We start from the raw sequence: 12,787 nt of genomic DNA, 5'->3' as shown, positions 1-12,787 counted from the left end.
CGGACGAGGGCGCGTGTCGGTCAACACGCGCATCATACGAGGAAGCGATCATTAGGTGAAATTGATGTTTCTAATCCAGTATCAGAGATGCTAATACTTAAATCGGTGTGACGAACCCCAGCTCCTGCGAGATGCGTTGCGCAGTGGCCAGCACCGGTTTAATCAGACTTTTGACGCCGATTTGCTGCAGCTTGGCGGTCGGCAGAGAAACAGACACCGCATAGGGCACGCGCTGTTGAATATCGAATACCGGCGCCGCCACGCAGGAGACCCCCAGCTCGTTTTCTTCGCGATCCATCGCCATACCGCGCTGGCGAATATCGGCCAGTTCCTCATACATTTTCGGCAGCTCGGTGATGGTATTGCGCGTCAGCGTCTGAATCTCCTGCTGATGGCTCTGCCAGTAGTGGGCCGGGTAATCGTCGTTGCCGTAGGCCATGAAGATTTTACCCATCGCCGAACAGTACAGCGGCATATGCTGGCCGATATAGGCGCGGGTGCGCATCATGCCGGTGGTTGGCTCCAGCTTGTAGATCAGGATGACGTGGTCGTCTTCGCGGCTGGAGAAGTTGACCGTCTCCCCCACTTCCAGGTTCAGCTGTTCCAAATGCGGCGCAGCCACGTGAATGATATTGAGTGACGACAGCGCCTTCTGGCCGATGGAAATGAACTTGGTGGTCAGGCGGTAACTGCCCGGCGACGGCGCCTGGGTCACATAGCCGCTGGTGTGTAACCCCTGAAGCAAGCGGTGCACCGTGCTCTTGTTCATGCCGGCCAGTTCGGACAGATGCGCCAGTGGGCATCCATTAGGGAAATTGCTCAGGATCTCAATCAACTGCAAACCGCGGAACAGGCTTTGGCTGCCCAGCGGTTTGTCTTTCTTGTCATCTTTCTCGTCGACGGCTTTCAGGCTCATAGCGAAAATCTCTCCAGTGTCGAACCGCCAACCGGCGCCGCGGCGAAGTCAGCAGGCTCTTTGCCGGGCATGTTACCCCAAGGCCTGCATCAGGTGAAGACGGAACGCCGTTTCATTGTCCGCAGCGGGCCAAAAATCCGCAATATTTCCCCCGCATTGAAGTGAGCCATCGGTCACACTTCCGCAAAGTAATAAATAACCCATTGTTTAATAAAAACAATTAAAACCTAATCCCCTTTGATTTAGCGCAACGAACGTCATATTATTTTTGAAATTGAATTTCGCATATTGAAATCTAAAGGCCAGATACTCACCAGCGGTTTAGCTGATTTGCCCGGCATCGTCGCATGGGCACAACACCAGGGGCGCATCACATGACTATCGATAATGCGGCACAACCCATCCTTACCCTCAGCCACATCGTCAAGCGATTTGGCGGCAACGTGGCGGTCAACGACGTCAGCCTGCAGGTGATGCCGGGCGAGGTTCTGGCGCTGCTGGGCGAAAACGGCGCCGGCAAATCGACGCTGATCAAAGTGCTGGCGGGCGTCTACCCGCGCGACGGCGGCGATATTCGTTTTCAGGGCGCAAGCATCGCCTCCGCCGCCGCGATAAAAAGCGCCAGCCGCCAGCCGATCGCCTTTATTCATCAGGATCTCGGCCTGATTGAATGGATGACGGTGGCGGAGAACATGGCGCTGGTGATGGGGTTTCCCCGCCGCTTTGGGTTGATCGACTGGCGAGCCATTCGCCGCCGGGCGGCGCAGGCGCTGCACGACGTCGGTATCGCGCTCGATCCCGATGCGCGCGTCTTCGAACTGTCGCGCACCGAAAAATCGCTGCTGGCGATCGCCCGCGCGGTGGCGGTCAACGCCGAGCTGCTGGTGCTGGATGAACCGACCGCCTCCCTGCCCGCCAACGACGTGCGCCATCTGTTCGCCGTGATCAACCGGCTGCGCGCCAAAAAGGTCGGCATGATTTATGTCACCCACCGCCTGGACGAAGTGATCGAAATCGCCGATCGGGTCTGCGTAATGCGCGACGGGCGCTATGTCGCCGGCGGCCGCACCGCCGACTACTCGCTGCGCGATCTGGTGCAAACCATCGTCGGTGAAGCGATGGCGGACGATCAGCGCGAACCGCTACCGGAACATCGTCCGCCGGTGCTGCAGCTCGATAGCGTCACGGTAGGCGACATCGGCCCGGTGAGCTTCGATTTGCAGCCGGGCGAGATGCTGGCACTGGCCGGCCTGCGCGGGGCCGGGCAAGAAGAGATTGGCCGGCTGCTGTTCGGGTTGCGCCAGGCCGTAGGCGGCGCGATTCGGTTTCGCGATCGGCCCTATCAGGCGAGCTCCCCGCAGCAGGCGATGGCGTGCGGCGTTTCGCTGGTGGCGGGCGATCGCACCGGCGAAAGCCTGGTGATGTCGATGAGCGTGCGTGAAAACCTGTTTATCAACCCCTGCGCCAGCGGCCACCGGCTGCTCTCCCGCTACGGGCGGCGAGCGGAGATCGGCGCCAGTTGGTGGAAAGTGCAGCTGTTCGACGTGCGCCCCAAGGACGTCAATATCGATATCAGCGCACTGTCCGGCGGCAACCAGCAAAAGGTGGTGATGGCGCGCTGGATGCACCTGGGAGCGCCGCTGCTGATCCTGGAAGATCCCACCGCCGGCGTGGACGTCGGCGCACGAGCGGAAATCTACCACCTGCTGAATAAATCCCTGGCGGAAGGCGTAGCGGTGCTGGTGATCTCCAACGATTTCGAGGAGATCGCCCATATTTGCAACCGCGCACTGGTGTTCAACCGTGGGAAAGTGGTCGGCGAGCTGAAAAATCAGCAGGTGTCATTCGCCAATTTATTGGAGCTGGCCTCTGCCAGCACCGGGGAAAGCGTCGCAATCACGTCAGAATCCGAGGTAGGCCATGTCTAAAACATCCGTTAAATCAACCGCGCTGGAGCAGCGCGTCAGTCTGGCGCAGGACGGCGCCGGCCCCTGGCTGATGCAGGTTCTCACCCGCTATGGCCTGCTGCTGCTGTGCGTCGCGCTGGTCGTGCTGTTCTCACTGCTCACCCCCTCCTTCGCGTCGATGCTGACGCTGCAGGCGATCCTGTCGAGCAAGGCCAAAATCGCCCTGTTGGCGCTGGCGGCGACCATCCCGATGATCGTGGGCAAGATCGATCTTAACGTCGGTTTCGGCATTGTGTTGTGGCATATCCTGGCGATCACGCTGCAGGTGGAATACGGCTTCTCCTGGCAGATGGCGGTGCTGACGGTGCTGGCGATCTCGGCGCTGTACGGGTTGCTGAACGGCATTCTGGTGGCGCTGGCCGATATCGACAGCTTCGTCGCCACTCTCGGCTCCGGCACCGTGCTGTACGCCATTGCCCTGTGGCACTCCGGCGGGCGGCAGATCGTCGGCGACTTGCCGGATGCCTTTATCGCGCTGCACCACACCGAGATCGCCGGCATTCCGATCGTGGCGTTTTACGTGCTGATCGTCGCGGTGGTGCTGTGGCTCATCACCGAACATACCCCGCTCGGCCGCTGCATGTATGCGGTGGGCGGCAACCCGGCGGCGGCGCGCCTGAACGGCATCTCGGTCAACCGCTTCACGATCGGCGCTTTCATCGCCTCCAGCGTGCTCACCGGTTTCAGCGGCGTGTTGATCGCCGCCGAACAGGGCGTCGGCCAGGCCAGCGTCGGCATGGACTATCTGCTGCCGGCGCTGGTCGGCGCCTTCCTCGGCAGCACCACCATTCGCCCTGGGCGCGTCAACGTCTGGGGCACCGTGGTCGGCATCGCCATTCTGGCTATCGGCATCGCCGGCATTCAGCAGTTCGGCGGTGAATTCTGGGTCGAGCCGCTGTTCAACGGCGCGACGCTGTTGCTGTCGATCACCCTGGCCGGCTATGCCCAACGCCGCCGGCTGCTCAATCAGAAAGCGGTACAACGCAGCCAGGCGACGCCGGCTGACAACAACAATCAGACAGCGACCCACCCTTAAACCAGGAGCACACCATGAAACGCATTTGGCTGTTACCGGGGTTCACCACATTATTGCTCGCCGCATCGCCGACCTGGGCCGACGTCTATCTCGATCAGGCCACCGCCGCCGTCGCGAAGGCCACCGCCAGCGCCACCCAGTGGGACGGCCCCACCAGCGGCCCGCAGCTGCAGGCCAACAAGAAGATCATTTTTATCGCCTCCGACATGAAGAACGGCGGCGTGCAAGGGGTGCAACAGGGGTTGAGCGAAGCGGCGAAAGCCGCCGGCTGGAAGCTGGAAACGCTCGACGGCGGCGGCTCGGTGAAAGATCAGCTGGCATCGCTCAATCAGGCCATCGCCCAGAAACCGGACGGCATCGTGATCGGCGGCTGGAACCCTAACGTCGCCAAGATCCCGCTGAAAAAGGCCGTGCAGCAGGGTATCGTGCTGACCGCCTGGCATGCGGTGCCGGAACCGGGCCCCATCGCCAAATACAACGTGTTCTATAACGTCACGTCGGACTCCAACGAAGTGGCGCGCATCGCCGCGCAATACGCGGTGGTGCAGTCCGGCGGCAAGGCGAGCGTGTTGATCTTCACCGACTCGCTGTACCAAATCGCCTTGGACAAGGCCAACGTCATGAAAGAAGAGATCGCCAAATGCAGCGGCTGCACGCTGCTGGAATTCATCGACACGCCGCTGGCCGATACCGCCAACCGCATGCCGGCGATGACCTTCAGCCTGCTGCAGAAGTACGGCGACAAATTCCAATATGCGCTGGCGATCAACGATCTGTACTTCGACTTTATGGCGCCGGCGCTGAAGACCGCCGGCAAAGGCGGCAAGAACGCACCTTACAACGTATCGGCCGGCGACGGTTCAATCTCCGCTTACCAGCGTATCCGCTCAGGCGACAGCCAGTCGGCGACGGTGCCGGAACCCTTGAAGCTGCACGGTTGGCAACTGCTGGACGAATTCAACCGCGCCTTCGCCAAGCAGCCGCCTTCCGGCTACGTCACCCCGGCGCATCTGGTCACCCGCGACAATATCGCCGCCGACGGCGGTGCCAATAACCTGTATGACCCGCAAAACGATTATCAGGGCCATTACAAAGCGATCTGGGGCGTGAAGTGAACGGCGATTCATTGCGCACGCACGCCCGGCTCGAGCGCCTGTGTTCGCCGGCGATCTGGGCCGAGGGGCCGGTGTGGCTGCCGCAGGAGGATGCGGTGGTGTTCAGCGACGTGAAAGGCAATCGCATGTTCCGCTGGTCGCGCCGGGGTGAGCTAAGCCTATACCGCTCGCCGTCTCACTACGCCAACGGCAATGCGCGCGACGGCGAGGGGCGCGTGATCAGCTGCGAACACGGGCGGCGCGGCATTAGCCGCACCGAAAGCGATGGCGAGGTACGCCTGTTGATCGACCGCGTCGACGGCAAGCGCTTTAATTCGCCGAACGACGTGGCGGTGCGCTCCGACGGCACCCTATGGTTCACCGATCCGCCCTACGGCATCATCGGCGACGAAGAGGGTTACAAATCGGAAAGCCAGGTGATCGGCTGTTATCTCTACAGCTTCGATCCGCGCGACGGTTCGCTGACCATCGCCGCCTGCGACCTGCAGCGCCCGAACGGCCTGGCGTTTTCACCGGATGAAAAATGGCTGTACGTTGCGGACATGTCGATCGTGGATTTTCCGACGCAGGGCCGCCGCGAGCTGCGCGTCTATGCGGTCAACGGCCGCGAGCTGGAAGCCGGCCGCCGTTTCGCGACGGTGGAGCCCGGTTTCCCGGACGGCTTCTGCGTCGATCGGGCCGGCAATCTGTTTTGCAGCTGCGCCGACGGCGTGCTGGTCTTTGATCCACAGGGGCGACAGATCGACAAAATCAGCGTGCCGGAACGCGTCTCCAATTGTACCTTCGGCGGCCCGAACGGCGATGAGCTCTATATCACCGCCACGACCTCGCTCTACCGCATGGTGCTGAACACCCGCGGTTAGCCGGGGCCTCGCAAGACGCAGGGTGGGTTTCGATCCGCCCTGCTTTGTCGCGTCTGAAGCACGTCATTCCCACCAAAACGTGGCGGCGATCACAAAACCACCACTCAATTTTAACGTCATGTTTTTCATGAATAATTTTACCCCCTCTTGCTTTGACTTCCCTGAACCGCCGGGATAGCATTTATTTGAAATGCAATTTCGTATATTGAAATTTAGCGAACCAAAAACAGACGATTCGCACAGGCGGAGAACCGGCATGAGAGTGAGTTACAGCGAGTTAAAACAGCAATTCAAACGCGTGCTGCTGGCGCGCGGCGTGGCGGAACACACCGCCGACGACTGCGCCGGCATGTTCGCCGACACCACCGCCAGCGGCGTTTACTCCCACGGCGTTAACCGCTTTCCGCGCTTTATTCAGCAGTTGGACGCCGGCGATATCGTGCCGGACGCCGAACCCAGCAAACTGTTGTCTCTGGGGGCGATCGAGCAATGGGATGCGCACCAGGGCATCGGCAACCTTACCGCCCGCCGCATGATGGATCGCGCCATGCAATTAGCCGACGATCATGGCATCGGCCTGGTGGCGCTGCGCAACGCCAACCACTGGATGCGCGGCGGCGGTTACGGCTGGCAGGCGGCGGAGAAAGGCTATATCGGCATTTGCTGGACCAACTCGATCGCCGTGATGCCGCCGTGGGGCGCCAAAACGTGCCGTATCGGCACCAACCCGCTGATCGTCGCCGTGCCCGGCAACCCGATCACCATGGTGGATATGTCGATGTCGATGTTTTCCTACGGCGCGCTGGAGCTGAACCGGCTGGCGGGCAAAACCCTGCCGGTGGACGGCGGCTTCGACAACGACGGCCACCTGACCCGCGATCCGGCCACCATCGAAGAGAACCGGCGCATTTTGCCGATGGGGTATTGGAAAGGATCGGCGCTGTCGATCGTGCTGGACATGATCGCTACCCTGCTGTCCGGCGGCGCCTCGGTGGCGGAAGTGACGGAAGATCACCGCGACGAATACGGCGTCTCCCAGGTGTTCATCGCGATTGAGATAGACCGGTTGATCGACGGCGACAGCCGCGATCAAAAACTGCAGCGCATCATGGACTACGTCACCAGCGCCGAACGGGACAACCCCGACGTCGCCATTCGCCTGCCGGGCCACAAGTTCCCGCTCATTCTGGAAGAAAACCTGCGCGACGGCATTCCGATTGACGAACGAGTCTGGGCGCGCATTCAGGCGCTATAACGGGAGGATCATCATGATATTCGGCCACATCGCCAACACCGCGCCCGAGCAGTATCCGACGCCGGTCGCCAACGCCGTCGTCTATCTGCAACGCACCGATTTCAGCGTCTTGCCCGCAGGGCGTTATGAAGATCCCGCCACCGGCTACGTGGTGCAAGTGCTGGATCTGCATACCCAACCACCGGATGCGCTGCGCCCGGAAGTGCATAGGCAAAACGTCGACGTGCAGTTTCTGGTCAGCGGCACCGAGCTTATCGGCGTAGCGGCGGACAGCGGCGACAACGTCGTTCATCAGGAGCTGCTGGCGCAGCGCGACATCCTGTTTTATCAGGACGTGGCCGACGAATCCTGGCTCACGATGCAACCCGGCAACTTCGCGGTATTTTTTCCGCAGGACGTGCATCGCCCGGCCTGCATTAACCAGCGCCCCAGCGCGATACGCAAGGTGGTGGTGAAGATACCGCTGGCGTCGTTTAGCGCCTGATCGGCCGCAACACCCGTAACGATAACAACACCGGTCCATGGGGCCTGTGCGGGCGCCCTTGCGCTCAAACCAAGCAAAACAATAACGCCCGACCCTACAAAAAAGCGAACATCGAAAGAGGTCCTTATGAATACAGCCTCCGTTTCCGTCAGCCAAAGCCAGGCGATACCCAAGCTCCGCTGGCTGAGGATCGTGCCGCCGATCCTCATCACCTGCATCATTTCTTACATGGACCGGGTCAATATCGCCTTCGCCATGCCCGGCGGCATGGATGACGAACTCGGCATCACCGCCTCGATGGCCGGGCTGGCCGGCGGCATTTTCTTCATCGGTTACCTGTTTCTGCAGGTGCCCGGCGGCAAGCTGGCGGTATACGGCAACGGCAAGAAATTCATCGGCTGGTCACTGTTGGCCTGGGCGGTGATCTCGGTGCTGACCGGCCTGGTCACCAACCAATACCAGCTGCTGTTCCTGCGCTTCGCCCTCGGCGTTTCCGAAGGCGGCATGCTGCCGGTGGTGCTGACCATGATCAGCAACTGGTTCCCGGATAAGGAGCGCGGCCGCGCCAACGCCATCGTCATCATGTTCGTACCGATCGCCGGCATCCTCACCGCCCCGCTGTCGGGTTGGATCATCACCGCCTGAGACTGGCGCATGCTGTTCCTGGTGGAGGGGGCTCTGTCGCTGGTGGTGATGGCACTGTGGTACTTCACCATCAGCAACCGGCCGCAGGAAGCCAAATGGATCTCGCAGGCGGAAAAAGAGTATCTGGTGAAGACCCTGCACGACGAACAGCTGCTGATTAAAGGAAAAACGGTGCGCAACGCCTCGCTGCGCCGGGTGCTGGGCGACCGGATCATGTGGCAGTTGATCCTGGTGAATTTCTTCTACCAGACCGGTATCTACGGCTACACCCTGTGGCTGCCGACCATTTTGAAAGGGCTGACCCACGGCGATATGGAGCAAGTGGGCCTGCTCGCTATCCTGCCCTATATCGGCGCCATCTTCGGCATGCTGATCATCTCCACCCTCTCTGATCGCACCGGCAAGCGCAAAGTCTTCGTCGCCCTACCGCTGGCCTGCTTTGCTGCCTGCATGGCGCTGTCGGTGCTGCTGAAGGATCACGTCTGGTGGTCTTACGCTGCGCTGGTCGGCTGCGGCGTGTTTATTCAGGCGGCAGCCGGGGTGTTCTGGACCATCCCGCCCAAATTGTTCAACGCCGAAGTGGCCGGCGGCGCGCGCGGCGTGATCAATGCGCTGGGCAACCTCGGCGGCTTTTGCGGCCCGTATATGGTCGGCGTCCTGATCAGCCTGTTCAGCAAGGACGTCGGCGTCTACAGCCTGGCGGCCTCGTTGGCGATCGCCTCCGTGCTGGCGTTGATGCTGCCCAATAAATGCGACCACGGCACGAGGAAAGAATGATGGAATATTGGCTGGGGCTCGACTGCGGCGGCACCTTCATCAAGGCGGGATTATACGACCACAGGGGCCATGAACACGGCGTTGCGCGGCGCAATCTGGCGATCGTCGCGCCGCAGCCCGGCTGGGCCGAGCGCGATATGGCATCGCTGTGGCGCACCGCCGCCGACGTGATCCGCGAAGTGCTGTCCGCCAGCGGCGTCGCCGCCGGCGCCATCCAGGCCATCGGCATCTCGGCGCAGGGCAAGGGCGCATTTCTGTTGGATAAGCAGGGGCAGCCGCTGGGCAACGCCATGCTCTCTTCCGATCAGCGCGCGCTGGCGCTGGTGCAGGAATGGCAACGGCAGGGCGTGCCGCAGGCGCTGTATCCGCAAACGCGCCAAACGCTGTGGACCGGGCACCCGGTCTCGCTGCTGCGCTGGCTGAAGCGGCATCAGCCGGAACGTTACGCCCGCATCGGCAGCGTGCTGATGGCGCACGACTACCTGCGCTATTGCCTGACCGGCGAGCTGGCCTGCGAAGAAACCAATATCTCCGAATCCAACCTGTATCAGATGCGCAGCGGACGCTATGACCCGGCGCTGGCGCAGCTGCTGGGTATCGGCGACATCATGCCCGCCCTGCCGACGATTGTCGGTTCGGCCGATATCGCCGGGCGCGTCGCGGCAAACGCCGCGGCCATCACCGGCCTGCAAACCGGCACCCCGGTGGTCGGCGGGCTGTTCGACGTGGTGTCCACCGCGCTGTGCGCCGGCCTGCAGGACGAAACCCGGCTCAATGCGGTGATGGGAACCTGGTCAGTCACCAGCGGCATCACCGACGCCATCGTCGAGGGTTTCGATCATCCCTTTGTCTATGGCCGCCACGCCGAAAGCGGCCAATACATCGTGCATGAAGCCAGCCCCACGTCCGCCGCCAACCTGGAATGGTTCTGTCGCCAATGGGGGCTGCAGGACTACGGCCAGCTTAACCGCTGGGTCGCCGCCCTGCCGAAAGCCGCCGGCGATCTGCTGTTCGCCCCTTTCCTGTACGGATCCAACGCCGGCCTGGGGCTGAGCGCCAGCTTCTACGGCCTGCAGGCCTTCCACCAGCGCGAGCACCTGGTGCAGGCGATCTACGAGGGCGTGGTGTTCTGCCACATGACGCACCTTAACCGCATGCGCCGGCGTTTCCCTGAGGCGCAGGCGCTGCGCGTGACCGGCGGCCCTGCCAAATCCCTCCCCTGGATGCAAATGTTCGCCGACGTCAGCGGCCTGCCGGTGGAGCTGCCGCAGGTGGAAGAAACCGGCTGTCTGGGCGCGGCGATGGCGGCCATGGTCGGCAGCGGCGCCTTCAACGATTTCACCGCCGCCCAGCACCGGCTGGCGCCGCGTATCGAGCGGCTGCTGCCAGATGCGGCCGCCGCTGAAGCTTACGACAACAAACACCAACGTTATCAGGCACTGATTGCTGCATTGCAAAATCTGCAGCCCGCCAACAAGGAGGCTCCATGAGCACGAAACCGCGCCTGCAGTTGGCGCTCGATCAAACCCGTTTGGATACGGCGCTGCGCACCGCCGAGACCCTCAGCCCCCATGTGGACATCATCGAGGCCGGTACCATTTTGTGCATCAGCGCCGGCATTCAGGCGGTTAGCGCGCTGCGCGAACGCTGCCCGCAGCACACGCTGGTGGCCGATCTCAAGGTGGCCGACGCCGGCGCGACGCTGGCCGAGCAGGCTTTCGGCCAGGGCGCGGACTGGATGACGGTGATCTGCGCCGCGCCGTTGGCCACCATGGCCAGCGCGCGGGAGGTCGCCGAGCGTCACGGCGGTGAAATCCAGATCGAACTGTTCGGCCGCTGGACATTGGAGGATGCACGGCAATGGCGCGGCCTCGGCATTCGCCAGGCGATCTATCACCGCGGCCGCGACGCGCAGGCCAGCGGGCAAACCTGGAGCCGGCAGGATCTGGATCGGATGAAGGCGCTGTCCGATCTGGGCATCGAACTGTCGGTGACCGGCGGCATTACGCCCGCCGACCTGTCGCTGTTTAAAGAGATCGCCGTCATCGCCTTTATCGCTGGCCGCGCGCTGGCCGAAGCCGGGGATCCGCCGGCGGCCGCCAGGCAGTTCCGCACCGCCATCGATGACATCTGGAGATCATGATATGCGTCAGCACCCGTTGGGAATTTACGAGAAAGCGCTACCGAAACACCTGAGCTGGCCCGAACGCCTGGCGCTGGCCAAGGCCTGCGGCTTCGACTTCGTCGAAATGTCGGTGGACGAAAGCGATGAACGCCTGGCGCGTCTGAGCTGGAGCAAGGCGCAGCGCCTGGCGCTGGTGGACGCCATGCTGGAAACCGGCATCCGCATCCCGTCGATGTGCCTCTCCGGCCACCGGCGCTTTCCGTTTGGCAGCCACGATCCGGCGCTGCGCCAGCGCGCCTTCGACGTGATGGAACAGGCCATTCAGTTGGCCCAAGACGTCGGTATCCGCACCATCCAGCTGGCCGGCTACGACGTGTATTACGAAGAGCAGGACGAGGGGACGCTGGCGCGCTTTAGCGAAGGCATGCAGTGGGCGGTAGAACGTGCCGCCGCCGCCCAGGTGATGCTGGCGGTGGAAATTATGGATACCGCCTTTATGAACTCGATCGGTAAATGGAAAGCCTGGGACGCCCTGCTGGCCTCACCGTGGTTCACGGTGTATCCAGACGTTGGCAACCTCAGCGCCTGGGGCAACGACGTGCCGCGCGAGCTGGAGCTGGGCATCGATCGCATCGCCGCCATTCACCTGAAAGACACCTACCCGGTCACCGCCGCTTCGCCGGGGCACTTCCGTGACGTGCCGTTTGGCGAAGGCTGCGTCGACTTCGTCGAGGTGTTTCGCACGTTGCAGCGCCTCAATTACCGCGGCGCATTCCTGATTGAGATGTGGACAGAAAAAGCCGAGGAGCCGGTGGCCGAGATCGTTCAGGCCCGCCGCTGGATCGAACAGAAAATGCAACAAGGGGGCATGACATGCTGACTCAGTTAAAACAACAGGTGCTGGAGGCCAATCTCGATCTGCCGCGCCATAAGCTGGTGACCTTTACCTGGGGCAACGTCAGCGCGGTGGATCGCGAACGCGGCCTGGTGGTGATCAAGCCTTCCGGCGTTGAATACGAGCATATGACGGCGGAGGATATGGTGGTGGTCGATCTGGCCAGCGGCCGCACCGTCGAAGGGGCAAAGAAACCGTCGTCGGACACCGCCACCCATCTGGCGCTGTACCGCGAATTTGCCGATATCGGCGGCATCGTCCACACCCATTCCCGCCACGCCACCATCTGGGCGCAGGCCGGGCTGGACATCCCCGCCTGGGGAACCACCCACGCCGACTATTTTTATGGCGCTATCCCCTGCACGCGCCTGATGACCCAGGATGAAATTGAGCACGATTACGAACTGGAAACCGGCAAGGTGATTATCGAAACCTTCCGCCGGCGCGATATCAATCCCAACGCTATCCCAGCGGTACTGGTCAACGCCCACGGCCCCTTCGCCTGGGGCAAAGACGCCCACAATGCGGTGCATAATGCGGTGGTGCTGGAAGAAATTGCCTACATGGGCATTTTCTCACGCCAGCTGACGCCGGGCATCCACAGCATGCAGCGCGAACTGTTGGACAAACACTACCTGCGCAAACACGGCCAAAACGCCTACTACGGGCAGTAGCGCGCCAGGGCCATAATCGTTGCGCCCGATGCTTT

11 protein-coding genes and 1 pseudogene are annotated in these 12,787 nt (G+C 62.1%); 11 read left to right on the top strand and 1 reads right to left on the bottom strand.

Annotation, left to right across the window (positions count from 1 at the left end):
• Window positions 1-97: 97 nt before the first annotated feature.
• Entirely contained in the window at window positions 98-916 is an 819-nt protein-coding gene (locus ACJ8PI_RS22315; protein WP_033649427.1) for an IclR family transcriptional regulator, read from the bottom strand.
• 374 nt (window positions 917-1,290) lie between these two features.
• Here ACJ8PI_RS22315 and ACJ8PI_RS22310 point away from each other — a divergent pair, with 374 nt between their 5' ends.
• The 11 genes and pseudogenes from ACJ8PI_RS22310 to araD all read left to right on the top strand — a co-directional run bounded on the left by ACJ8PI_RS22310 (window position 1,291) and on the right by araD (window position 12,752).
• Entirely contained in the window at window positions 1,291-2,844 is a 1,554-nt protein-coding gene (locus ACJ8PI_RS22310) for a sugar ABC transporter ATP-binding protein (RefSeq protein ID WP_164134699.1), read from the top strand.
• Window positions 2,837-3,919, top strand: a complete 1,083-nt coding sequence (locus ACJ8PI_RS22305; protein WP_164134698.1) for an ABC transporter permease — start codon at window positions 2,837-2,839, stop codon at window positions 3,917-3,919. The genes ACJ8PI_RS22310 and ACJ8PI_RS22305 overlap by 8 nt, the downstream gene beginning before the upstream one ends.
• A gap of 14 nt (window positions 3,920-3,933) precedes the next feature.
• A complete protein-coding gene (locus ACJ8PI_RS22300; protein ID WP_049212573.1) occupies window positions 3,934-5,034 on the top strand; it encodes an ABC transporter substrate-binding protein in 1,101 nt (366 codons plus the stop codon).
• Window positions 5,031-5,897: an SMP-30/gluconolactonase/LRE family protein gene (locus ACJ8PI_RS22295; RefSeq protein WP_239509793.1), complete on the top strand. Its 867-nt coding sequence runs from the start codon at window positions 5,031-5,033 to the stop codon at window positions 5,895-5,897. Before ACJ8PI_RS22300 ends, ACJ8PI_RS22295 begins: the two co-directional genes overlap by 4 nt.
• Before the next feature lie 256 nt (window positions 5,898-6,153).
• The gene (yiaK, locus tag ACJ8PI_RS22290) at window positions 6,154-7,152 is read left to right on the top strand and encodes a 3-dehydro-L-gulonate 2-dehydrogenase (RefSeq protein WP_164134697.1); all 999 of its coding nucleotides are present in this window, start codon (window positions 6,154-6,156) and stop codon (window positions 7,150-7,152) included.
• 13 nt (window positions 7,153-7,165) lie between these two features.
• Window positions 7,166-7,636, top strand: a complete 471-nt coding sequence (locus ACJ8PI_RS22285) for a YhcH/YjgK/YiaL family protein (protein ID WP_164134696.1) — start codon at window positions 7,166-7,168, stop codon at window positions 7,634-7,636.
• Window positions 7,637-7,762: 126 nt separating this feature from the next.
• Window positions 7,763-9,058, top strand: a pseudogene (locus ACJ8PI_RS22280) (MFS transporter).
• Complete coding sequence (locus tag ACJ8PI_RS22275; RefSeq protein WP_164134722.1) at window positions 9,058-10,548, top strand: FGGY-family carbohydrate kinase; 1,491 nt, start codon at window positions 9,058-9,060, stop codon at window positions 10,546-10,548. Before ACJ8PI_RS22280 ends, ACJ8PI_RS22275 begins: the two are co-directional and overlap by 1 nt.
• Window positions 10,545-11,201, top strand: a complete 657-nt coding sequence (ulaD, locus tag ACJ8PI_RS22270; RefSeq protein WP_049212565.1) for a 3-keto-L-gulonate-6-phosphate decarboxylase UlaD — start codon at window positions 10,545-10,547, stop codon at window positions 11,199-11,201. The genes ACJ8PI_RS22275 and ulaD overlap by 4 nt, the downstream gene beginning before the upstream one ends.
• 1 nt (window position 11,202) lies before the next feature.
• A complete protein-coding gene (locus ACJ8PI_RS22265; RefSeq protein ID WP_049212563.1) occupies window positions 11,203-12,063 on the top strand; it encodes an L-ribulose-5-phosphate 3-epimerase in 861 nt (286 codons plus the stop codon).
• Complete coding sequence (gene araD / locus ACJ8PI_RS22260; RefSeq protein ID WP_033649413.1) at window positions 12,057-12,752, top strand: L-ribulose-5-phosphate 4-epimerase; 696 nt, start codon at window positions 12,057-12,059, stop codon at window positions 12,750-12,752. Before ACJ8PI_RS22265 ends, araD begins: the two co-directional genes overlap by 7 nt.
• The last annotated feature ends 35 nt before the right edge of the window (window positions 12,753-12,787 follow it).

Origin of the sequence: Serratia sp. CY82433 (assembly GCF_052166535.1) — a bacterium.
In the GTDB taxonomy this organism is placed as follows: Bacteria; Pseudomonadota; Gammaproteobacteria; order Enterobacterales; family Enterobacteriaceae; genus Serratia; species Serratia sarumanii.
The sequence above is the reverse complement of the archived record's forward strand: the minus strand, read 5'-3'. Positions and strand labels throughout refer to the sequence as shown.